Genomic DNA, 22,939 nt, shown 5'->3' with positions numbered 1-22,939 from the left:
AGGTGATTCCATGAGCAACAACATCGAAGGCAAGGTGGTCCTGATTACGGGCGGCAGCACGGGCATCGGCGAGGAAACGGCGCGCCACCTGGCCGCACTCGGGGCGAAAGTGGCGATCGCGGCGCGACGCAAGGACAAGCTGGACGCGATCGCCGCCGAGATCGGCGCGGCCGGACATGCCGTGCGCGCCTATGCGCTCGACGTGACGGACAAGCAGCAGGTGGAAGCGGTGGTGGCCGGCGTCGTCGCCGATTTCGGTCGCCTCGACGTCCTGATCAACAACGCCGGCATCATGCCCATTCGACCGATGTCCGAGGTCAACACCGACGAATGGGATGCGATGATCGATGTCAATGTGAAGGGCACGCTGTATGGCATCGCGTCGGTATTGCCGCGATTCATCGCGCAGCAGGGCGGGCACATCATCAATTTGAGTTCGGTGGCCGGCATCAAGGTGTTCGCGCCGGGGGGCACCGTCTATTCGGGGACCAAGTTCGCCGTGCGCGCCATCTCGGAGGGTTTACGCCAGGAGGTTGGCGAACATATCCGCGTGACATCGATCGAGCCGGGCGCCGTTGACAGCGAACTGAAGCACAGCACCTCGGGTGGCGCACGCGATACCGTGCTCGATTTCTATCGGCAGGCGATTCCCGCCTCATCGGTGGCGCGGGCCATCGCGTTTGCGATCGAGCAACCGAACGACGTCGATATCAACGAGATCGTGTTGCGCCCGACTAAACAGGAATTCTAGTTCCGGAGGGGGCGGGGGAGGTCAAAGTCGCAAACCCGTTGCTCGACAAGGGCCAGGGCCCGGTGGAGGCGGGCCGCCCGGTCTGCGCGGCAGACGGTGCTGCGCGAGTCAGTGGCGGGTAAGTCGAGGTTCGTTATCGTGGCCGTGCTGGCTTCGCCGACTATCCAGGATTAAGGTTTCCTAATTTTCCGAGGCCGATCGGAGGTGCATCGCGAACATCTGACGAATCCGCCGATGCCCGCGGAGCAAAAAGTCACAATGTAGATACGTATCGCGCACACAAGACCTATATGATGCGGATCGAGCGTTCCGTGTCGCAGGGTTCGTCATGATCAGTAATGCTCAGTAATGTGGTGGGGAAAGCCATCGATGTATCTTCCGGCGGTGGCGATGTCCTGTTTTACCAAGCCGCCTTGACAACCTGCGGCGCTTCGAGGCGAGACGCCCGACCCCTCCAAAAACGGAAGTCCATCATGAATGCTTTGGGGTACTGGCTGATGCTCGGCCTGCTGCGGCTCCTGTCCGTCCTTCCGTATGCGTTGGTCGCGAGAATCGGCAGCGGGCTCGGTACCGTGCTTTATCGCATTCCGAGCCGGCGCAGACACGTCGTGCGGGTCAACCTGCTCCTCTGCTTTCCGCTGAAGACCGACGAAGAGCGCGAACTGCTGGCGCGCATGCATTTCGAGCATGTCGTGCGCAGTTACCTGGAGCGCGGATTCCAATGGTTCGGCAGCGCGCGATCGATCCAGCGCCTGGTCGTGTTGGACAGCCATATCGATCTCCATGACCCGAATGCGCCGCCCACGATTTTCATGGGCTTCCACTTCGTCGGCATCGAGGTGGGTTGCATGCTTTATTCGTCGTCGCTGCCTGTTGCGGCGCTTTACACGCGCATGTCGAACCGTCGCGTGTGCGATCTCGCCAAACGTCAGCGCGGACGCTTCGGCGCCGAGATGATCGAACGCAGCGTCAGCGCGAAACAGCTCGTCAAACTGCTGCGTGCCGGAACGCCGGTGATGCTCGCGGCGGATATGGACCACGGCATCGCCGGCTCGGTGTTTGCGCCGCTATTCGGCGTTCAGGCTTGCACCTTGACGTCGGTGTCGCGCCTGGCGAAGTTGAGCGGCGCACGCGTCGTTCCGTTCGTCACGGAAGTGCTGCCGGATTTTCGCGGCTACAAGCTGACGATCTTCGAAGCGCTGGAGGGCTATCCGACCGATAACGCGTTGATCGACGCGCGGCAGATGAATGCCTTTCTCGAAGCGCAGATCGTGCGGTTTCCGGATCAATACTATTGGGTGCATCGACGGTTCAAGAATCGTCCGGCGGGTGAGCCCGGCGTGTATTGACGACGCCGGTCGCATCGGACGATCGCCGAATTCCCGATGGCAAGGCAGGGGATCTGGCGCTGCCCGCGTCACGCTGAATCCATCGAGCATCGAAGCTTGACCCGACGGTGACCTTTCCTCCGTGACGACGCAGCGGCCGAGGCGCCGCATGCGCATCACCCGAACCATGCGCTTTGCATTCAGCCGCGCCTGTGTTCCCCCTGCACGCCGAAAACTCCACACAACAGTTTTACGGGTCGTCCTCCGGCAGCGAGGCCGAAACGGTGTTGCAGCAGGGCTACCCCACTCGAGCAAGCCGGCCCAACAGCCGCATCGTCTATTTGTACGATGTGTGACATCTGTTTACCTGAATATTAGTGTGTGTTACGTTTCTGTCCGAATAGAAGCGTCGATCGCCATTGTCAATTAGAGATTGTGCGGATGCTTCCCATCGTCGATACCAGAAATTTTCCTCACATGTCATCAGACGTCGCGATCTCTAGACGCAAATTCCTGCTAGGCGCCGTGCTGGCGTTGCCCACGCTGGGCGTGCTCGTCAATACGCTGAGTGCTGCGGATGCCGCCGACATGGCAGCCCCCGATCTCGCCGCCTATCGCCCCGAGTTTCTCTCTGCCGACGAGTGGTCTTTCCTGCTCTCGGCGTGCGACCGGCTGATCCCCGCGGATGGGCGTGGCCCCGGCGCGCTCGAAACCAATGTGCCGATCTTTATCGATCAGCAACTGCACGGCGACCTGGGCGCAGAAATCTATCTGCAAGGGCCGTTCAACACGCACGCCCCCAAGGAGCTCGGTTATCAGTTGCCATATACGCCGCAGGAGATCTACCGGCGCGGCATCGCCCTGACCGACAGCTATTGCCGCCGAACCTTGCACAAGCGCTTCCACGAGCTCGACACGGCCGCTCAGGACACCGTGATGGCGGCCTTGGCCGCCTCGCAGGTGGCATTTTCCGACGACGGCGAACCCGCGCTCACGGCCGGGCAATTCTTCGGGCAGATGCTTGCGGATTCAAAGAACGGTTACCTGTCCGATCCGATGTACGGCGGCAACAAGGGCATGAAGGCATGGATTGCCATCGGTTTTCCCGGCGCACGCGCCAGCTTTCTCGAATGGGTGTCGCAGCACAACGTCAAGTATCCGCTCGGGCCGGTGAGTCTGAACGGCCAGCGGGCTTGAGCGGCACTTTTGATACGGCGCAGCGATGCGCCATCGACGCAGAATTCAACGAGGAACACCGTGGCAAAGATCACTAATGATGCCGTCGACGTTGTCGTCGTCGGGCTCGGCTGGGCCGGCTCGCTCATGAGCATCGAGCTTGCCCAGGCGGGGCTGAAGGTCCGGGCGCTGGAGCGCGGAGAAGATCGCAGTAACGCGGATTTTGCCTACCCCAAGCCGGCGGACCAGTATGCCTATGGCGTGCGAAACAAGATCATGGTGACGCCGCGAGACGGCGCCCTGACCGTGCGCCACAGCACCAACGACACCGCATTGCCCACCCGCAAGTGGGGCGCCTTCGTGCCGGGAACGGGCGTGGGCGGTTCGGGCCTGCACTGGACCGGTGTGCTGATTCGCCCGACACCCACCGACCTCAAGCTCAAGACGTATGCCGACCAGGCGTACAAGAAAGGCCAGCTCGAAGACGGCATGCAGGTGCAGGATTTCCCGTTTTCCTGGGACGAGATCGAGCCGCACTACGACTTCTTCGAAAAGGTGTGCGGCATGTCGGGCGTCACCGGCAACCTTCGCGGCAAGCTTCAGGAAGGCGGCGATCCGTTCGAGGGGCCGCGCTCCAACCCGGTGCCGCTGCCGCCGCTCGAAGATACGCTGAACAACACGATGTTCTCTGACGCCGCGCGCAAGCTCGGTTATCACCCGTTCTCGAACCCGTCCGCCAATGTCTCGCGCGCGTGGACCAACCCGTACGGCAACCAGATCGCACCGTGCAACTACTGCGGTTATTGCAGCAAGTACCCGTGCCTCAACTTCTCCAAGGCATCGCCGCAAACGGCCGTGCTCGATGCGCTCAAGCGCATGCCGAACTTCTCCTACCGCGTGAATGCGAACGTGCTGCGCGTGGAGCTGCATGCGGATGGCAAGACCGCCAAGGGCGTGACCTATGCCGACGCCCACGGCAACGAAGTGTTCCAGCCGGCGAAGATCGTCGTGTTGGCCGGCTTCCAGTTCGTCAACGTTCGTCTCATGCTGCTTTCCGGGATCGGCAAGCCCTATGACCCGGTCAGTGGCAAAGGCGTCGTCGGGCGTAACTACGCATTCCTCAGCAACGGGGGAGCCAGCCTGTTCTTCAAGGACAAGCATTTCAATCCGTTCGCGACCGCCGGTGCGACGGGGCAACTGTTCAACGACATTTCGCCCGGCAACTTCGACGGCCCGTCGCTCGGCATTTTGGGTGGCGCGAAGATCCAGAGCGCGCAATCGACGGGCGCGCCCATCGGCACCGCGCTGCCGCATGGCACGCCATCGTGGGGCAAGGGCTGGAAGGAAGGGATGCAGGACTGGTATGGCCACTCGATGCGAATCAGCATCACGACGAGCTGCATGTCGTACCGCGATCACTACGTCGATCTCGACCCGACGTACAAGGACCCCTGGGGGCAGCCGCTGCTTCGCATCACGTTCGACTGGAAGCAGAACGAACTGAAGCTTCAGCAGTATCTGCGCAAGATCGTCCTGAACCTCACCCAAGAGCTGAATCCCGACAGCTACAGCGAGAGCTTCCTGGCGATGGATTCGCATTGGGACATCACCAAATACGTGTCGACGCACAACGTGGGCGGCGCGGTGATGGGCGATTCGCCGGAAACCAGCGCGCTGAACCGCTACCTGCAAAGCTGGGACGTGCACAACGTGTTCGTGCCGGGCGGCAATGCGTTCCCGCAAAACTTCCAGGCGAATCCGACCGCGACGATCGGGGCGATCACGTTGTTTGCCGCGCGTGCGATCAAGGAGCAGTACCTCAAGAATCCGGGCCCGCTCGTCCAAGCATGAACGCCATGACCTCATTCAAGACTTTCATTGCGGCGGCGCTGGCTGCCGCCGCATTCGGCGCCACCTCGGCGCAGGCGCAGCCGGCCGGTTCCGCCGATGCGGACCTGATCAAGCAAGGTGCATATCTGGCGCGTGCCGGCGATTGCATGGCCTGTCATACCGTCAAGGGCCGCGCGCCGTATTCGGGCGGGTTGCCGATTCTGAGCGACCTCGGCACGATCTATTCGACCAACATCACCCCCAGCAAGAAGAGCGGGATCGGCGACTACACCGAGCAGCAATTTGCCACGGCGTTGCGTCATGGCATTCGCGCCGACGGCTCGCATCTGTATCCCGCGATGCCGTATCCGTCCTACGCGAAAATCACGGACAGCGACGTTCATGCGCTCTACGCGTACTTCATGCACGGTGTGGCACCGAGTGATGATGCCGCGCCCATCACCCGCTTGAGCTTCCCGTTCAACCAGCGCTGGGGTATGGCGCTCTGGAACTGGGCATTCACCTCCGACAAGCCGTTCACCGCGCCGGATGGAGCGAGCGAGCAGGTGCGACACGGCGCTTATCTCGTGGAAAGCCTGGGACACTGCGGCAGTTGCCACACGCCGCGTGGCGTGGCGATGAACGAGAAAGCCTTCGACGGCAGCGACGCCCGCTTTCTGTCCGGTGGCAAGCTCAACGGCTGGAACGTGCCGTCGCTGCGCGGCATGCCCCAGTGGAGCCAGCAGGATGTGGTCGACTATCTTCAGACCGGACGCAATGCCCGCGCGGCCGTGGCGGGCGAGATGACCTCGGTGGTGGAGAACAGCACGTCGCATCTGAGCGACGCGGACCTCTCCGATATCGCGGCCTATCTCAAGACGCTGCAGGCAAAGGATGGCGCCGGGGTTCAAGGTGCGGCGATCGGCGCGAGCGGCGCCGACGCGACGACCGCGAAGTTGACCGCGGCGCAAAATCTGACGCTCGGCGAGCGCCTGTATATCGACAACTGCAGCGCCTGTCACTTCGTAAACGGCCGGGGCGCGCCACGCGTGTTCCCTCATCTCGACGGTGCGACCGTGGTCAATGCAGCGGACCCGACCGGCCTGATCCACGTGATCCTGGCCGGCGCGAGCACCCCTTCCACGCAGAAGGCGCCGTCGGTCCTGCCGATGCCGGGCTTCGCCGCTCGCCTGAGCGACGACGAGGCGGCGCAACTCGCGAGCTTCGTGCGTGGTGCGTGGTCCAATCATGCGGGTGCCGTCAGCGCGCAGGATGTCGAGAAGGTTCGGCGCACGTTGGGGCCGGTGGCTGCTGCCGGGCGGTGAGTCGTAGGGGGGCTTGGATCGCATCGTCACGATGCCGATGAAGCACATCGCTCGTTGTCGAACCGACATCCCCCCGACTGTCATGCCCAGCCCGTCATGACAGTCGGCCAACCCAACGCGTCACTGGCGTGATCCGCGGGAACGCACGGCATTAAGCTGCCTTTCCCGTCGCCGCGTGTCGCGGCGGCATTCCGGATCGCGCCACGCGGGCATGCCGCCGTGCGTGCGCGGGTCCGCTTTCTGCGAGCCCCAACATGACCACGCTCACGCCGCCCGTCACGGACGACAGCTTCGCGCAAGCCGTCCTTCAATCGCCGATTCCGGTGCTCGTCGACTTCTGGGCCGACTGGTGCGGCCCCTGCAAGATGCTCGCCCCGGTGCTCGCGGAACTGGCCTCCGCCTATGCGGGCCGCCTCGCTGTCGTCAAGATCAATGCCGACGAAAACAAGCAGACCATGAGCGAGCATTCGGTGCGCGGCCTGCCCTCGCTGCTGCTGTTCGCGAACGGCCGTGAGCTCGCGCGCGTGGTCGGTGTGCAATCGCGCACTCGCCTCGAAGTGTTTGTCGACGCGCACCTCGAAGCGCTGGAGGGTGCACGATGATGCGCGCCTATCACGACGACGCGGCGCTGAAGGCTGTTGCGCTCGAACGCCTCGCGGCCGGTGCCGAGTCCGGCGCTTTGCGTCCCGGCCCGTTCGCCTGGCACGGCGATGGTGGCAGCGCCGCCGGCTGCGTATTGTGCGATGCCGACCTCGACGCGTACCCGCGCGTGCTTGGCCTGCCGGCCTGGCTCGCGCTGGCGATCGATCACCTGAGCGCCATGCAGGCTTCGCGCGAAGCCGCCGTCGATATCGCCAAAACGCTGTTCGAGGCGGTGCCGGTGGGTGCCGATCTGAGTGCGCTGGGCAGCGAAATGATGGGCGCATTGTTGGCCCGGCTGGTTGAAGCGTTACCGGCCGGACAGGCCCCGCGCCTGGCGCACTTGCTCGGCGAGGTCGCCGCCGCGCACGCGGCCCGGGCAAACGGCGACACGGTTTCGCCGGCCGCGTGGAAAGCGCTGCGGCGCGCGGCGGTCGAATTGACCGACGCGACGCCGGGCGACGGCTTCGTCGCGGCGATCGCGGCTGGCGTGGAAGCCGCTGGCTGGGACCCGGAGGCCTCGCCGGCGGCGCTGATCGATACCTTGCGGGCCTTGACCGGCGTGTGCGACCTGCAGGCCTTGCGCGCGTTCGGTTGGACCGAGGACGACGACACCCGTGTGAAGGCCGCGCTCGACGACATTTATCAACGCCATCTGGCCGACAAGCCGGACGACACGCGCACCGTATTTGAAATCTACGCGATCGAGGCGCCGGCGGACGAGGCGCGCCTGCGCGAGCGCATGAAGGTGGGGCGCAGCGGCGTGCGCGAGGCCACCCGCTGGGCAGTCGAGCGCCTGCTGGCGCTGCTCGCGCGCTACGCCGCGCCGGCCAATGCCTGAGCGAGCGCGCGCCACGCCTGAACGTCGCCGGCGGAGGCGACGTTGAAGCGCATGAAGGCGGCCGCCTCGCGCTGATGCGAGAACATCGCGCCCGGCGCGCACAGATGCCCCTGCGCCAGCAGCGCGGTGGCAATCTGGCTGGCGTCGGGCGCGGCGCCGGGCAGCCGTCCCCACAGATACATGCCCTGCTCCGCGCGATGCGCGACCTCGATGCCGAGCGCGTCGAGCGCCTGCCGCAGCAACGGCCGCGCCGCATCCAGCCGGGCCCGCAATTGCTCGCAATGATGGCGATACGCGCCTTCCGACAGCAGCCGATAGACGATCCGCTCCGACAGGCTGCCGTTCGAGGCGCGGCTGACCGACTTGTAGCGCGACAGCCAGGCGATGCGTTCGGCATCCGCCGCGATATAGCCGACTCGCAGCCCGGCGCCGAGCGTCTTCGAGAAGCTGCCCACATAGATCACGCGCCGCAACTGATCGAGTGCCGCCAGCCGCGTCTGCGGCAGCGGGCCGATGGCAGGCAGCAGGTCGGCGTAGCAGTCGTCCTCCACCACCGTGAGGTCGTACCGTTCGGCGAGCTGCAACACACGGAACGCGCGGTGCGTCGACAGCCCGCCCGAGGTCGGGTTGTGCAGGCCGGTGTTGCAGATGTACATGCGTGCACCGGTGCGCTCGCAGGCGTCGCGCAGGGCCTCCGGGTCGGGGCCGTCGGTGTCGCGCGGCACCGGCACGGCATTCAGGCCGGACGCCATCAGGCGGTCCAGCAGCAGATACGATGCGGGGTCGTCCACCAGCACCGGCTCTCCCGGCGTGCGCAGATAGGCCATCACGATCAGGTTCAGCGCGTCGGTGGCGCCCACCGTGGTGGCGATCCGGGCCGGCGTCGTGCCGATGCCGAGCGCATCGAGCCGCAGCGCGATCTGCGCGCGTAGCGGCAGGTAACCCTGCGGCTCGCCGTGATCGTGAACCCAGTCGAGGTTGCCGCGCGCCACGCCGCGAAACGCGTCCGCCACGGCCGGCGTATTGATCCAGGCGGCCGGCAGCTCGCCGGCACCGAGCCGGCTCGCGAGCGGCACTTGCGGGTCGAGCAGGCGTTGCCGCCAGTCGATCGAGGCGGGCAGCGGCAGGCCGCGCCGAATGGCGGCAGCGGGGGGCGCGCGTTGCGAACCCGGCGCTTCTGCGCCGCTCGTGCCTGCCGCGTTGCCGGCGCCCGCGCGCACGTAGAAGCCCGCGCCGCGCCGCGTGGTCAGGTAGCCGTGCGCGACCAGCCGGTCGTAGGCGCGCGCGGCCGTGTCGCGGCTGACGCCGCAATTTGCCGCCACCTCGCGCAGCGACGGCAGGCGCGCGCCTTCGGCGAGCTGCCGGGCGCGGATCGCGCGCTGCACTGCCGCGAAGATCTGTTCCACCAGCCCTGGCTTCGACGCATCGGGCAGCGCCGCCAGCGCGGCGCGGTCCAGCACGAAGCCGGCTCCAGCCCGGCGCGCGCCGACGGCGACGAGAGGAGGCGGGTTCACGCTTCGCGGATCAGCACGAGGTAGTCGCCGTACATGTCGATGCGCAGCGGCAGCGCTTCGGCCAATTGGCGCAGTACGCCGTCGGGATCGCGCAGGTTGAACACGCCGCTCACGCGCCGTCGCGCAGCCGCCTCGCTGGCGCGAATCACACCGGTGCGGTAGCGACGCAACACGCTGAGCACGTCGCCCACCGCCTGGTCGGAGGCCATCAGCATCGAGCCGGTCCAGGCCAGTGCCATTGCCACCGATTCGCGCGCCTCGCGCAGCCGCTCGCCGGAGAAGCGCAGCGTCTGCCCCGCGCGCAGCACATGTCGGCTGCCATCGCGCAGCGCAAGTGTGCCTTCGCCTTGCGCCACCGCCAGCATCGAGTGATCGTCGAACACGCCGAGGCTGTAGCGGCCGCGCCGCAGCGCGAACGAACCATGTGCGGTGGCGGTGACCAGCGTGGCGTCGTCGGCCCGCAAGGCCGCGTCCACCAGCACGCAGCCGGCGTCGAGCCGCCAGGCGTCGCCGGCCGAGGCGCCGACGCGATACAGCGAACTGCCGGCGTCGAGCCGCGCGTTGGCATCCGGCCCGAGCGCGATGGTGCGCTGTTCGCCGATGCCGGTGCGGAAGGTTGCGTCGTAGCCGAGCGAATGCAGCGAGCGATAGCCGAACGCGCCGAGCAAGGTCAGGCCGAGGCCCGTCTTCAGGCCGGTCTTCAATGCGCGCCGGCGCGGCAGGTCCGCATGCAGCAGCGCATCGCGGCTCGCGTGCGCACCGCCGTCCGCCAGTTGCCGGAACGGCCCGAGCTTGCGCTGCAGCGATTGCCACGCCGATTCGTTGGCAGCGCTGGCCTGACGCCAGCTGTCGAAATGCGCGCGTTCGGTGGCGGTGGCTTCGCCGGAGCGCAACAGCACTTCCCAGGCAATGGCGGACTTGACGGGATCGTTCAAGGGGGCGGGTTGATCGTGTCGTTATGGAATGCGAATCAGTTGCTTCAGGCGGCCAGGATGCACGCCAGCGCCTGCGCGATGTACTTGCGCACCATGCTGGCGGACACGCCGAGCAGCTCGGCGATCTCGCGGTAGGTCAGCCCGTCCAACTGGCTGTACAGGAACGCCTGGCGTGCCTTGCGCGACAGGCCGCGCAGCAGGCGATCGACGTTGACGAGGGTCTGCACCACCTCGAGCACCGATTCGGGCGAGGGCGTGCTGGGTTCGTCGGCGGCGGCCAGTGCGGCCAGATAGGCGGTTTCCAGATCGCGGCGCCGCCACATGTCGAACACCAGGCGTCGCGAGATGGTGGTGAGCAGCGCACGCGGGTCGCGCACCGCGCGCACATCGGGCAGCGTGGCCAATTCGACGAAGGCCGACGAGGCCACGTCCTCGGCTTCCGAGGGGCAGCGCACCTGGCGGCGCAGCGTCTGCTTGAGCCAGCGATAGCTGTGCGCGAACTCGGCGGCGAGAAACTGGTTGCGGTACGCGAGATCGCCGGCTTCGGCGGCGCTGGCGTTTCGAGGCTCGTCCGCGCTCGCGCAGGGCGCCTGCAGTGCTACCGCGTCTGAGACTATCGCGTCCATACCGTAACCGTTCCGATCCTGCAGTTCGTCATTACTTTACCGTGAGCAAAAAAATACACGGCAAGTCGTTGCGCAATTTCGTGACGGCGTTGCGTGCGTCGCACGCCGCCGATCCGCGCGACGACGCAGTATAAGGACGCCGGCTCGCCTGTCGAAATAAGGATTCCTGCGTTCGTTATCAGTCTGCGGATTCATCGCGCATCTCCACTCGGGGATCGTCGGGACGCCTGGCCGGACGCATCGTGCGACGGCCGCCCGTGGCCTGACGATGCGAGCCGATCTTAGCGCGCCGTATTTTTGACGGGCCGGTTGCTGTGCGGCTTTGCGCGATTCGCGCGTCGTCAAGATATGGCATGCCCTTTTTGCCGGCAAATCGTTGCTTGTCGAGCATGAAATTCCATTGCTCGCGCATTGGCCGTTGCGTATTTGCCGCAAGCGGCGCGTCTGCATGCGCCGCGCGGGCCGATTCGCGGAATTTTTTTTCGTCTGACGGTATCACTTTGGTTCGCCTCGTTCGACATACCCGGTGAAGGCGCGCCGCGATCCCCGCGCGCCCATCCCGGAGCCGCGCGCGGCGGAGGACATCGTGATAGACCGAACCGATCGACACATACTGGAAATCCTGCAGGAAGACGGCACCTGTTCGGTGGCCGAGATCGCGGAGCGCGTGAGCCTGTCGACCACGCCATGCTGGCGGCGCATCCAGCGCCTCGAGCAGGACGGCGTGATCCGCCGCCGCGTGGTGCTGCTCGACGCGGCCAAGCTCAACCTGGCCGTGACGGTGATCGTGCTGATTCGCACCGCGCATCACGGCACCGCCTGGCTCAAGGCGTTTCGCGACGCAGTGGTGGAGATTCCGGAAGTGGTGGAGGTGCACCGCATGAGCGGGCAGGTCGATTACCTGCTCAAGGTGGTGGTGCCGAACATCGCGGCCTACGATGCCGTCTACAAACGGCTGATCGGCATCGTCGAACTGCACGACGTCAGTTCGAGCTTCTCGATGGAAACCATCAAATCCACCACGGCGTTGCCGCTGGTATACAGCAGCGGGGTGCCGGCATGACGCTGGCCACTTCGCCTCGCCAGGCCGGGCGCGCCATCCCGCGCGCGCTGCCGAGGCCGAAGCCGCGCGACGCGGTGATCGCGTTGGTGATCGCCGCGCATGGGCTGCTGATCTGGCTGCTGGTGCACCACACCCGCATCGAGCTCGAATCGTCGGCGTCGGCCGCGAGCGGCGGCCGGTCGATCGCGGTGCAACTGGTCAGCCGCCCGGCCGCCGCTGCACCGGTATCGCCCGCACCGCCAGCGCCGGTGCCCGTGCCACGTCCGGTGGCGACGCCGCGCAAGGCACCGGCGCACACCAAGGCGCCGCCGGTGCTGAACACCGAGGCGCCGTCCACGCGCGAGGTGGCGCGCCGCGCGCCGCCTGCCGCTGCGGCTCCGCCGCCATCGGTCACCACGTCCGCAACGGTGCAGCCCGCTGCATCGGCCACCCCGGCCGCCGCCGCGACACCCTCGAACGACGCGACGCATCCGCCCGCGCCGGGCGCCAGCCGCCCGAGCCTCGACACCAAGCAGATCAGCAGCGGCGACATGGCCCGACTCGGTTGCCGGATTCCGCCGCCGGTCTATCCGGCCAAGGCCAGGCGGCTGGGCCAGGCCGGCGTGGTGACGCTGCGCGTGACGGTGGCCGCCGACGGCCATGTCGCCCGCGCGCTGGTGAGCCGTTCCAGCGGCTACCCCGCGCTCGACGATGCCGCGGTCGAAGCGCTGCAGGCCGGCCGCTGCCAGCCCTATCTCGAGAACGGCATGCCGCGTCAGGTCGAAGCGAGCCAGCCGATCGCCTTTCATCTGGATGACTGAACGTCGTCCGCCTTCTGGAGTCGCACATGGAACATTACGGGCTTGCCAACGTCTGGCAACAGGGTGATCTGATCACCCGCTTCATTCTGATCTTTCTCGGCGGCATGTCGGTGGTGTCGTGGGCGGTGATGATCGTGAAGGGGCTGGCGAACCGGCGCCTCGCGCGCCTGGGCCTGGCCGCGCACACGCGCTTCTGGGCCGCGCGCTCGATCGACGAGGGCATCGAGACGCTGGAGCGCAGCACGCACGACAATCCGTACCGCCAGCTCGCGCTGGCCGCGCGCGAGGCCAGCGAGCAGAAGCATCAGCCGCTGCTGGAGGACGGCCTGGGCGGCGGCGAGTGGATTGCCTACTGCGTGCGCAACGCGCTCGACGAACAGGTGGCGCACCTGCAAAGCGGCCTGGCGGTGCTCGCCTCGATCGGCAGCACCTCGCCGTTCGTGGGGCTGTTCGGCACCGTGTGGGGCATCTATCACGCGCTGGTGGCGATCGGTGCCTCCGGGCAGGCCAGCCTCGACCATGTGGCCGGGCCGGTGGGCGAGGCGCTGATCACCACGGCGGTCGGCCTGTTCGTGGCGATTCCCTCGGTGCTCGGCTACAACTTCGTGGCGCGCGGCAACAAGAACGTCGGGCAGAAGCTGCTGCGTTTCTCGCACCAGCTCAACGTGTTCTACGTCACGGGGCACCGCAAGCAGCAGGACCGCCTCGATAGCCGGGCCGCCCGGCTCGGTGCCTGAGGCGCGGCCATGTCGATCCTCAACGATCCCTCCGCTTCGGGTGCCGACGACGGCTTCGTCAACGACATCAACATGACGCCGCTGATCGATGTGATGCTGGTGCTGCTGATCGTGTTCATCATCACGCTGCCGGTAATGAACCAGGCCGTGAAGGTGGCGTTGCCGAAGGCCACCGCGCAGGCCGCCGACCCCTCGCCAAAGGACATCGACGTGTCGATCACGGCAGACGGCACGGTGCTGTGGAACCGCACGCCGGTGGATGCTGCCGATCTGGCCGCACGGATCGCCGCCGCAGCGGCCGGCGCCACCGGTGCGGGCGGTGCGCCGCCGCCGGCCGTCAACGTCTACGCCGACGAAGCCGTGCCCTACGGGCGCGTAGCCAAGCTGCTGGCGAGCGTGCAGGCCGGCGGCCTGTCGCGCATCAACTTCGTGACCGATCCGCCGGCTGCCCCGGCCACGTCCTCGCCGGCCGCCGCGTCGCACTGATTTTCCCGCATTGCCCGACGGCTCCGCCTTGCGCTCCCGCGCCTTCGCGCGCCGGAGCGGGCCTTCGTGCGCGCACGCCGTGCCGGCCGTTCGCGGCCCGGCGTGCTCCCTTATATCGTTCGTACTCCGGAGCTTCCGTATGTCAGACCATGCCCCGCCCGACACTGTGGCCGCCCAGGCCACGGTGCCACCCGAACACGCCGCCGAACATGTGCTCGCGCTCGCCCTGACGGCCGGCGCGAGCGCGGCCGAAGTGCGTGTCAACGACAGCGAATCGCTGTCCGTCACCATACGCGGCGGCAAGCCCGACGAGCGTGCGTTCCGTCATGCGCACGGCATCTCGGTCACGCTGTATCGCGGCCAGCGTTGCGCCACCGTGGCGTCGTCGGACCTGTCCGGCCCGGCGCTGCAGGCGCTGATCGCGCGTGGCCTGGAGATCGCGGCGATCACCGCCGAGGACGCTTGCGTCGGCCTACCGTCGAGTGCCGATGTCGCCGCGCCGTCGAGCGCCGACGCGCTCGATCTCGATCACCCCTGGGATTTGAGCCTGCACGATGCGGTGACGCTGGCCTCGCGCATCGAAGCCGCGGCGCTGGCAGTGGACCCGCGCGTGCCGCAAACCGAGGGCGCTTCGGTGTCGAGCGCGCGTACCCGCCACTGGTTGGCCAACAGCGACGGGTTGGCGCTGGCCGGCAGCTCGACCTCGCATTCGCTGGCCTGTTCGCCGGTGGCGATCCACGACGGCCAGAAGCAGGTGGACGGGTGGTGGGACACCTGCCGCCGCGCGACCGATCTGAGCGATCCGGAAGCGCTCGGCCGCCATGCCGCCAAGCGCGCGCTGGCCCGGCTCGGCGCGAAGCCGGTGCCGACCCGGACCTGCCCGGTGCTGTTCGATCCATCGAGCGCGATCGGGCTGCTGGGCGATTACCTGTCGGCCGCGACGGCGGGGCGGCTGTACCTGCACCGCTCGTTCCTCGGCGGCGCGCTCGGCAAGCCGTTGTTCGCGCCGCACGTGCGCCTCGACGACGATCCGTTCGTGGTGCGTGGCATCGGGAGCCGTGCCTGGGATGGCGCCGGCCTCGCCACGCGTGCACGCACGGTGGTGCGCGACGGCGTGCTCGACGCCTATTTCGTCGATCTGTACGGCAGCCGCCGGCTCGGCGTGGCGCTCGCCGACCACTGCATCGGCCCGACCAACCTGCGTCTGTCCAGCAGCCTGACCCGCGCCGGGGACGACTGGCCGGCGATGCTCGCGCGGCTCGGCACGGGGCTGGTGGTGGGCGGCATGACGGGGCAGGGCGTCAATCCGCTGACGGGCGATTTCTCACGCGCGGTGCATGGCTTCTGGGTCGAGGGCGGCGAGATCCGCCATCCGGTGGCGGGCGTCACGGTGGCCTCGAATCTGCTGGAGATGGCGTGTGGCCTGGTGGCGGTCGGCGCCGATGCCCTGACGCGCGGCAACGTCACCACCGGCTCCTGGTTGATCGACGCCATGCGCGTGGGCGGTGCCTGACATGACCTTCTCCTCACTTTCCTCCTCCGAACCCATCACCATGCCCGATACCGTTGCTTCTTCCCGCACGGCCCCCGTGACCCCCGAGGCGGCCGCCCATGCCCTGCTGGCCGCGCAGGGCCTCGATCTCGGTGGCCTGTTCGGCTGCGTGTCGCAGGCGATGGGCGCGCATGCCGACTTCGCCGACCTGTTCGTGCAAGCGTCGGTGTCCGAACACTGGGCGCTCGAAAAGAGCGCCGTCAAGCGCGGCGTCTATCACGCCGAAACCGGCTTCGGCCTGCGCGCGGTGCATGGCGAGCAAGCGGTGCTGTCCACCTCGCAGCGCGTCGATGCCGAAGCGCTGCGCCGCGCGGCCGGCATCGTCTCCGGCGCCACCGCGCAGGGCGGCGCGCCGGCTCGCGCGATTGCGGTGGCGAACCGCGCCGAGCCGACACGCTATTACCCGGCGGACGATCCGCTCGGCACGCTCGATTCGGCGGCCAAGATCGCACTGCTCGAACGCGTGGACCGCCACGCGCGCGCTTGCGATCCGAGCGTGGCCGAGGTCGAGGCGAGCCTGTCGGCCACCCACCAACTGGTGGTGATCGCGCGCAGCGACGGCCGCCACGCGGTGGACGTGCGGCCCCTGGTGCGGCTCGACATCAACGTGCAGGTGCTGCGCGGTGGCGCGCGCGAAAGCGCTTCGCGCACGCTGGGCGGCCGGGCCGGCTACGCGATGTTCACCGACCCGGCGATCCGCGCGGCCGCGCGCGAGGCGGTGGAGGCTGCGCTGGGCAAGCTCGACGCGCGCGCCGCGCCGGCCGGCGTGATGAGCGTGGTGATCGGCCCGGGCTGGAACGGCGTGTTGCTGCACGAAGCGGTGGGCCACGGCCTCGAAGGCGATTTCAACCGGCGCGGCGCCTCGGCGTTCGCGGGGCGGATCGGCGAGCGGGTGGCCGCGCCCGGCGTCACCATCGTGGACGACGGCACCGTGCCCGGCAGCCGCGGCTCGGTGTCGGTGGACGACGAGGGCACGCCGGGGCGCTGCACCACCTTGATCGAGGACGGCATCCTGCGCGCCTATATCCACGACGAGACCAATGCGCGCCTGATGGGCACCACCTCCACCGGCAACGGTCGCCGCGAGTCGTATCAGTCGCTGCCGATGCCGCGCATGACCAATACCTACATGCGCGCGGGCGAGCGCGACCCCGAGGAGATCGTGCGCTCGGTCAAGCGTGGCATCTACGTGGCGCATCTCGGCGGCGGCTCGGTGGACATCACCAGCGGGCGCTTCGTGTTCTCCGCTTCGGAAGCCTTCCTGATCGAGGATGGGCGGCTCGGTGCGCCGATACGTGGCGCTACCGTGCTCGGCAACGGGCCGGAATCGTTGAAGCAGGTGCGGCTGATCGGCAACGACCTCGCGCTCGACACTGCGATGGGCGTGTGCGGCAAGGCCGGCCAGAGCGTGCCGGTGGGCGTCGGTCAGCCCACGCTGCGGATCGACGAGATGACGGTGGGCGGCACGGCCTGAGCATCCTGAGCCTCGCGTCGACGAAAACGGCCCCGCGCGATTCAGGTCGCGGGGGGCCGTTGTGTCGTGTGCAGCGGCTCGTGCGATCTCTCGGCTGCGAGCACGCGGCGATCAGCCTTCGTCGATCGTCTCGCGTTTCGTCGCGGCGTGCACGCCGAGTTCGATCACATGCTCGTGGAAGGCCGCGACGCCGGGCCGATGCGCGACGCTGATCACGGTTGCGTGCGGCAGCGCGTCGAGCACGGTGCGGTACAGCGTGCGCTCGGAGGCCTCGTCGAGCGCACTGGTGGCTTCGTCGAGGAACAGATAGGCCGGCCGCTGGAGCAGGATGCGAGCGAACGCAAGCCGCTGCTGCTCGCCGCCCGACAGGCGGTGCGCCCAGCGGTCCACCACGTCGAGCGAATCGGCATAGTGCGCCAGCCCGCAACGGCGCAGCACCGCGTCGGCGCGCGCCGCATCGAGCGTGTCGCCGGTCAGCGGATAGGCCAGCGCGTCGCGCAACGAACCGATGGCGATATAGCTGCGCTGCGGCACGAACATCAGCGCCTCGCGCGGCGGCATCGACAGTTGCCCCTCGCCGTACGGCCAGATTCCCGCCATCGCCCGCAGCAGGGTGCTTTTGCCGCTGCCGGAACGGCCGCGAATCAGATGATGGCTGCCGGCGGCAATCGCGAATGCCGGCGTGCCGGCCAGCGTCGCGCCGTGCTGATCGGTCAGGCGCAGCGCGCCGACCGCGATGCCGGGGCCGTCGTGACGGCGCAGCGTGAGCCGCGGCGCGGTTGCTTCACCGGGCGCGGCCGGCGAAGCGGGCAGTGAAGTGGTCTGTGAAGCGGGCAGTGAAGCGGCCTGCGCATGAGTCGCGTCGAGCAGGGTCAGCAGCCGGCGCGTGACCGCGCGCAACGTGGCGAACTCCTGGTAGCACTGCGGGAAAAAGGCCAGCGTGCCCGCCACCGAACCGAACGCCGACGACACGCGCATCAGCCAACCCACCGTCAGCCCGTGCGCGGCCATTTGCGGCAGCGCGAGCAGGGCGGGCAGGATGCTGCTGATCTGTCCCGGCACCTGGGTCGAGAACATCACCATCGAGGTCACGCGGATGATGTCGAGCGCATTGCCGCGCACCAGCGCGAAGCTGCGCTTGAGCCGGGTGGCCTCGGTGGCCGCGCCGTCATAGAACGCCACCTGCTCGGCGCCGTCGCGAATCTGCAGCATCATGGCGCGGAAGTCGGCCTCGACGCGTTGCTGGTGCGCGTTCAGGAACATCAGCCTGCGCCCGGTCACATGCGTGATCAGCAGCGTGGCGCCGGTATAGGCGAACACCGCGAACACCATGTAGCCGGGAATCGACAGCGTGGTGCCGCCCGCATGCAGCGTGTACGTGCCGGTCAGCCGCCACAGCACCACGCTGAACGTGAACGCCGACACCGGCACGCTGATGATCGAGAAACTCAGCCGCAGGGTGGTGGAGACGAACAGGCGCACGTCCTCGGCGATCCGCTGGTCGGCGTTGTCGAACAGCTTGTCGCGTTCGATGCGGAAATAGCTGTCGCGGGCTGTCCAGGCGTCGATCAGATGGCGCGTGAGCCAGGTGCGCCAGCGCAGCACCAGCAGTTCGTGCAGCACGTACCCGATCAGCACCAGCGTGGCGGCCACCAGCACCACGCCGAGAAAGCTCAACAGCAGGTGCGGGATGGTGGCGAAGCGGGCCGCGCCGATCGCATCGTAGAAGCGGCCCGACCACTGATTGCTCCAGACGCCGATATAGACGCCGGTAAAGCTCAGGCCGATGATGACGGCCGCCATCGCGGCGGACAGCGGCGCCTCGGACGAGCGCCAGTAGGGCGAGACGAGTTCGCTCACGCGGGATTGCGGGCGGCTGCCGCGCGTTTCGGATTCGCGGTAGTCGAGATCGGTGGGGGGCAGGGCGGACATGGGTTCGGCTGGGGGGCAAGACGGGGAGGAACGGCGCGCCGCCGGCATCGCGACGTGGCGCGCCGGCGGCGGGGGAGACTCAGAAGTCGTAGGTGCCGGTCAGCAACACGGTGCGCGACGGTCCCATCGGGATGAAGCTTGCGCTCGTGCTGCTGTAGTACAGGTTGCGGTTGAACACGTTCTTGATCGACAGGTTCAGGCCGTAATGCTTCTTGCGGTAGAACAGGCCGACATCGGTCTCGATCTGGCTGGGCAGGTGGTAGGCCGGCACGGCGGTGTAGCCGGCGTCCTGGCCGCTGGCGTAGTACAGCCCCACGCCGAAACCCACGCCTTGCAGCGTCGCGTTCTGGAAGTTGTAGGTGGTCCACAGGCTGGCGGTGTGTTTCGGGAAATTCACCCGCAGCGTGGGGTTGTAGCTCTGCTGGTAGTTGTTGTAGGTGTACTGGCCAATCACGTTGAGGCCCTTGGCCACCTGCCCCTGGAATTCCAGTTCGAAGCCGCGGCTCACCGAACCGGTGGTGCCGAGCGAATAGCCCGAGTGCACCGGATCGGTGACCGGCTGGTTGGTGTACGAGGCGCGGTAGGCCGCCATCGTCACGGCGAGCTTGTCGTCGAGCAGGTTCATCTTCACGCCGATTTCGGCCTGGTCGCTGCGCTCGGGCGGCAACAGCGCGCCGGAAAACGTGATGGCCGTGGCGGGCACGAAGCTGCGGTTGTAGCTCGCATAGGCGGCAAGCTCGTCGGTCAGTTGATACATCAGGCCGAGGCTGGGGCTGTAGGCGGACTGATGCGTGCCGGCGTTCTGCCGGCTGTTGCCGATGATGTCGAGCGTCGAGAGGTAGTTGTCGCGACGAATCGAGCCCAGCGCGTGGAATCGGCCGATATTCAACTGCTCCTGCAGGTACAGGCCGCTGCGGGTGGTCGCGTAATTCAGGCTCGGTTGCAGGTCCGCCGAGAGCGGCGGCACCGAATAGCCTCCCCAGATGTTGGGGATATTGAAGATGTTGAAGTTGTTTTCGTCGAACTGCGACACGCGGCTGTAGCCATAATCGAAGCCGATCAAGGTGGTGGACTTCACCGAGCCGTAGTCATACTTGATGCGCGCATAGCTCTGCGTGCTCAGCGTGTAGTAGATCGAGGATGAATTGAAACCGATCAGCGTGAGCGAATTGCCGGGGCCGATTGTGGAGCCGGTGCCCCAGCCGAGCTGGTGTTGGTACGATCGCAGGTAGTTCGCGCGGTTCACGAAGCTCAGATGATCATTGATCTTCTGTTCCCACTTGCCCTCCACCTCGTCGGAACGCGTTGTGAAGGCATCCTCACGATTGCCGAGCGCCTGACGAAAATAGCTGTTGTAAAAGCCGCCGCTCGCGTAGCCGACCGTGAACTGCGGGAACGGATCGCGCGTGACGATGTGCGTGTAGCCCAGTTGCAGATCGGTGTGGGCGTCCTTCCATTCGATGGTGGGTGCGAAGTAGACATGCCGGCCGCCGTCGTAGCCCATGGCGGATTCGGTCGATTTGTCGCCGGACAGCACGAAGCGGTACAGCAGCTTGCCGTCCTGGGTCAGCGCGCCGGTGCTGTCGAACGCGAGCTGCTTGTAGCCGTACATGCCGATTCCCATCTGGATCTCATGGAACGGTTCGGCCTGCGGCTGCTTCTTCGTGATGTTGATCACACCGCCCGGCGGCGAGTCGCCGGCCAGGATCGCCGACGGCCCTTTCACCACTTCCACGCTGGCAATCGCAATCGAGGGGATCAACGAGGTGGCGGCCGGGTTGGTCGAATTCGCGCCGGCCATCGACATGCCGTCGAGCATCACCGGCGCGCCGGTAAAGCCGCGTATCGAGAAATCGGGCACGCCATAAGGGCCCGGCCGGGTGATCACGCCCGAGGCATTGCGCAGGATGTCGGCCAGGGTCGTGTCGTTCTGACTCTGAATCACCGCTGCGTTGATTTCGGTGATCGACTTCGGCGTTTCGCTCAACGGGGTGTCGGTGCGCGTGAACGTGCTGGACGACTCGGTCAGAAAGCCGGTGCCGCCCGAGTCGCGGGTTGCGGCCACGCTGATCAACGGCAACTCCGCCGAGGCTTCCTCGGCCTGGGTGGCCGCGGCTTGCGGGGCGGGCGCGGAGACGGGCGCCTTGGCCGGCGATGTGGCGCGCCGCAACGTCAGATGATTGCTGTCGGTGACGACCAGTTCCACGCCGGTGCCCGCGAGCGCCTGACGAATCGCCTCGATCGGCGCGAGCCGGCCCTCGACCGGCGCCGAGCGCGCCGAACCGACCAGCGCCGGATCGAACGAGAGCGGCAGGCCCGTGCGCCCGGCGATCTGGATCAGCACCTGGTTGAGCGGACCGCTGGGCAGGTGGTAATCCTGCGCGGCGGCGACAGTCTTGCCGGCCGTCTGGGCGTGCGCGCCTGCCGCCGCGAGACATTGAGCGGACGCGATCGCCAGGGCAATGGCGCGGGGGCGGAGCAGCCTGCGGGGACGAGAAGTCACGTTCATCATGTGCGGTTCTGATCGAGTGATGTTATCTGTCGGGCGTCACGCGCAAGCACCGGGCTGGTCTCTCGCGCGACCGCCTGGCGGCAGTCACACGTCGCGTTTTCATCAGTTATGTCGAACGACGCAAGTGAAAGTGATACCGTCCCGAAGAAATTTTTTAGGCCACCTGTCGTGACCGATGCGTGACCGATTTCGGCCGCCTGATTGGCGGATTCGGGCTGGGTGACAGGGATGGCAGGCCGACGCTCGGCCTGCGCGTTGGTGGGGTGTCGATACGGATGGCCCGCCGGAATGCGTGCTTTGCTGCACACGACGTGTCTGCAGCGAAAGGTGTGCAATAGCGCCCGCCGGTCCGGCGGCCATGCATCGAGCCCTGGCATGAAGGCCCGATTTGTCCGATCGATACCCCTACTTCAACCAGCCATCCACCGTGCTCCGGTTGGCATCGACCCACTTCATCACGCCTTTCTGCGGATCCGATTCGCCGCCGTCGCGAATCGCCTGCATCAGCGAGCCGAGCGTGTGGTCGTCCATCTTCCACGTGTTCATCCAGCGCGCGATATCGGGGTGGCGGCCGCCAAAGCCTTTGGTCGCGATCGCATAGATCGCGTCGGGCTGCCCGTACACCTGCTTCGGATCCTTCAGGTAGTGCATCGGGTATTTCGCCCACACCCAGTGCGGATTCCACAGCGTGACGACGATCGGCTCGTGGCGCTTCTCGGCGCGATCCAGCGCCAGCAACATGGCCGCCTCCGACGAGGGCAGCACCGCGGCGTCGAGCCCGTATTCCGTGCGCGCCTTGGCCGTCAGCTTCATCAGGCCGCTGCCCGGTTCGATGCCGAAAATGGTGGGCTTGCCGTCGTGCTGGAATTGCGCGGCGTTGGCGTTCAACTGATCGATGCTGTCGATCTTCACGTAGTCGGGCACCGCAAGCCCGAGCGCCGCACGCGGAAACCACGGCCCGATCTTCTCGACGCGCGACTGCACGGACGCATAGGGCGCGCCATCGGCCGAGGGCAGCCAGACCTCGAAGGTCAGGTCGAGCTTGCCCTGCGCCACACCGCTGTAAATGATCGCCTTGTCGCCGGGCTGCAGCGTGACGTGATAGCCCTTCTGCGTCAGCAGCGCCTGCCACAGATTCGCCACGGCAATGTTCTCGGCCCAGTTGTTCACGCCGATCACGATGTTGTGCTCGTCGGCGTGGGCGAACGCGGCCGGCGACAGCAGGCAGGCGAGCAACAGCCGCTGCAGGCTGCGCCGGAAAGCGCGAATGAAAGGCGGCAAGCAGACGTGGAAGCGGGAAAGCAGCGGCGGGAGCAGGCTCATGGCGGCACTCGGACGAAGTGGGTAGGGTGAGGGCGGCGAGCAGGAGGCGATCGTCTCAAGGACGTGCCACGGGGTGCTCGCTCGACGACATCTTC

The 22,939-nt window shown here is 67.0% G+C and carries 20 protein-coding genes; 13 read left to right on the top strand and 7 right to left on the bottom strand.

Translation table 11 applies throughout. The features are described from left to right. Positions 1-10: 10 nt before the first annotated feature. The 7 genes from AB4851_RS04725 to AB4851_RS04695 all read left to right on the top strand — a co-directional run bounded on the left by AB4851_RS04725 (position 11) and on the right by AB4851_RS04695 (position 7,890). Entirely contained in the window at positions 11-751 is a 741-nt protein-coding gene (locus AB4851_RS04725; RefSeq protein WP_414442042.1) for an SDR family oxidoreductase, read from the top strand. 473 nt (positions 752-1,224) lie between these two features. After that, positions 1,225-2,100 carry a lipid A biosynthesis lauroyl acyltransferase gene (locus tag AB4851_RS04720; RefSeq protein ID WP_414448645.1) on the top strand — a complete coding sequence of 292 codons (876 nt, stop codon included), beginning with the start codon at positions 1,225-1,227 and terminating at the stop codon, positions 2,098-2,100. A 420-nt stretch (positions 2,101-2,520) separates the two neighbouring features. Continuing rightward, positions 2,521-3,276: a gluconate 2-dehydrogenase subunit 3 family protein gene (locus AB4851_RS04715; protein WP_414448644.1), complete on the top strand. Its 756-nt coding sequence runs from the start codon at positions 2,521-2,523 to the stop codon at positions 3,274-3,276. Positions 3,277-3,336: 60 nt separating this feature from the next. After that, the gene (locus AB4851_RS04710) at positions 3,337-5,106 is read left to right on the top strand and encodes a GMC family oxidoreductase (RefSeq protein WP_414448643.1); all 1,770 of its coding nucleotides are present in this window, start codon (positions 3,337-3,339) and stop codon (positions 5,104-5,106) included. 5 nt (positions 5,107-5,111) lie between these two features. Beyond that, a complete protein-coding gene (locus tag AB4851_RS04705) occupies positions 5,112-6,410 on the top strand; it encodes a c-type cytochrome (protein ID WP_414448642.1) in 1,299 nt (432 codons plus the stop codon). Between the two features lie 254 nt (positions 6,411-6,664). After that, a complete protein-coding gene (gene trxA / locus AB4851_RS04700) occupies positions 6,665-7,012 on the top strand; it encodes a thioredoxin (RefSeq protein WP_414448641.1) in 348 nt (115 codons plus the stop codon). Then, a complete protein-coding gene (locus tag AB4851_RS04695) occupies positions 7,009-7,890 on the top strand; it encodes a hypothetical protein (RefSeq protein WP_414448640.1) in 882 nt (293 codons plus the stop codon). The genes trxA and AB4851_RS04695 overlap by 4 nt, the downstream gene beginning before the upstream one ends. Here the strand turns inward: AB4851_RS04695 and AB4851_RS04690 are convergent. The 4 genes from AB4851_RS04690 to AB4851_RS04675 form a co-directional block, all read right to left on the bottom strand. After that, a complete protein-coding gene (locus AB4851_RS04690; protein WP_414448639.1) occupies positions 7,866-9,404 on the bottom strand; it encodes a PLP-dependent aminotransferase family protein in 1,539 nt (512 codons plus the stop codon). The two genes, AB4851_RS04695 and AB4851_RS04690, sit on opposite strands and share 25 nt — an antisense overlap. Beyond that, positions 9,401-10,339, bottom strand: a complete 939-nt coding sequence (locus AB4851_RS04685; RefSeq protein WP_414440728.1) for a DUF4880 domain-containing protein — start codon at positions 10,337-10,339, stop codon at positions 9,401-9,403. Before AB4851_RS04685 ends, AB4851_RS04690 begins: the two co-directional genes overlap by 4 nt. A 44-nt stretch (positions 10,340-10,383) precedes the next feature. Continuing rightward, a complete protein-coding gene (locus AB4851_RS04680) occupies positions 10,384-10,965 on the bottom strand; it encodes a sigma-70 family RNA polymerase sigma factor (RefSeq protein ID WP_414440729.1) in 582 nt (193 codons plus the stop codon). A gap of 178 nt (positions 10,966-11,143) precedes the next feature. Next, positions 11,144-11,464 carry a hypothetical protein gene (locus tag AB4851_RS04675; RefSeq protein ID WP_414448638.1) on the bottom strand — a complete coding sequence of 107 codons (321 nt, stop codon included), beginning with the start codon at positions 11,462-11,464 and terminating at the stop codon, positions 11,144-11,146. 90 nt (positions 11,465-11,554) lie between these two features. On the opposite strand from AB4851_RS04675, the gene AB4851_RS04670 reads away from it, so the two are divergent. The 6 genes from AB4851_RS04670 to tldD all read left to right on the top strand — a co-directional run bounded on the left by AB4851_RS04670 (position 11,555) and on the right by tldD (position 17,077). Next, positions 11,555-12,028 carry an Lrp/AsnC family transcriptional regulator gene (locus tag AB4851_RS04670; RefSeq protein WP_414442043.1) on the top strand — a complete coding sequence of 158 codons (474 nt, stop codon included), beginning with the start codon at positions 11,555-11,557 and terminating at the stop codon, positions 12,026-12,028. Continuing rightward, positions 12,025-12,828, top strand: a complete 804-nt coding sequence (locus AB4851_RS04665) for an energy transducer TonB (RefSeq protein ID WP_414448637.1) — start codon at positions 12,025-12,027, stop codon at positions 12,826-12,828. The genes AB4851_RS04670 and AB4851_RS04665 overlap by 4 nt, the downstream gene beginning before the upstream one ends. 26 nt (positions 12,829-12,854) lie before the next feature. Then, positions 12,855-13,565 carry a MotA/TolQ/ExbB proton channel family protein gene (locus AB4851_RS04660; RefSeq protein ID WP_414440732.1) on the top strand — a complete coding sequence of 237 codons (711 nt, stop codon included), beginning with the start codon at positions 12,855-12,857 and terminating at the stop codon, positions 13,563-13,565. Positions 13,566-13,574: 9 nt separating this feature from the next. Further along, complete coding sequence (locus AB4851_RS04655) at positions 13,575-14,051, top strand: ExbD/TolR family protein (RefSeq protein ID WP_414448636.1); 477 nt, start codon at positions 13,575-13,577, stop codon at positions 14,049-14,051. A gap of 139 nt (positions 14,052-14,190) precedes the next feature. Then, positions 14,191-15,564, top strand: coding sequence for a TldD/PmbA family protein (locus AB4851_RS04650; RefSeq protein ID WP_414448635.1), 1,374 nt, complete (start codon positions 14,191-14,193; stop codon positions 15,562-15,564). Between the two features lie 40 nt (positions 15,565-15,604). Further along, positions 15,605-17,077 (top strand): metalloprotease TldD, encoded by a 1,473-nt coding sequence (gene tldD / locus AB4851_RS04645; RefSeq protein WP_414448634.1) that lies wholly within the window; start codon positions 15,605-15,607, stop codon positions 17,075-17,077. 111 nt (positions 17,078-17,188) lie between these two features. On the opposite strand, the gene AB4851_RS04640 is transcribed toward tldD, so the two are convergent. The 3 genes from AB4851_RS04640 to AB4851_RS04630 all read right to left on the bottom strand — a co-directional run bounded on the left by AB4851_RS04640 (position 17,189) and on the right by AB4851_RS04630 (position 22,844). Next, complete coding sequence (locus tag AB4851_RS04640; RefSeq protein ID WP_414448633.1) at positions 17,189-19,009, bottom strand: ABC transporter ATP-binding protein/permease; 1,821 nt, start codon at positions 19,007-19,009, stop codon at positions 17,189-17,191. Positions 19,010-19,088: 79 nt separating this feature from the next. Next, entirely contained in the window at positions 19,089-21,518 is a 2,430-nt protein-coding gene (locus AB4851_RS04635; RefSeq protein WP_414449135.1) for a TonB-dependent siderophore receptor, read from the bottom strand. Between the two features lie 408 nt (positions 21,519-21,926). Continuing rightward, positions 21,927-22,844 carry a glycine betaine ABC transporter substrate-binding protein gene (locus AB4851_RS04630; RefSeq protein ID WP_414448632.1) on the bottom strand — a complete coding sequence of 306 codons (918 nt, stop codon included), beginning with the start codon at positions 22,842-22,844 and terminating at the stop codon, positions 21,927-21,929. Between the last annotated feature and the right edge of the window lie 95 nt (positions 22,845-22,939).

It is taken from the genome of Burkholderia sp. 22PA0099 (assembly GCF_047497165.1).
In the GTDB taxonomy this organism is placed as follows: Bacteria; Pseudomonadota; Gammaproteobacteria; order Burkholderiales; family Burkholderiaceae; genus Burkholderia.
This window is presented reverse-complemented; position numbering and strand designations above follow the sequence as displayed.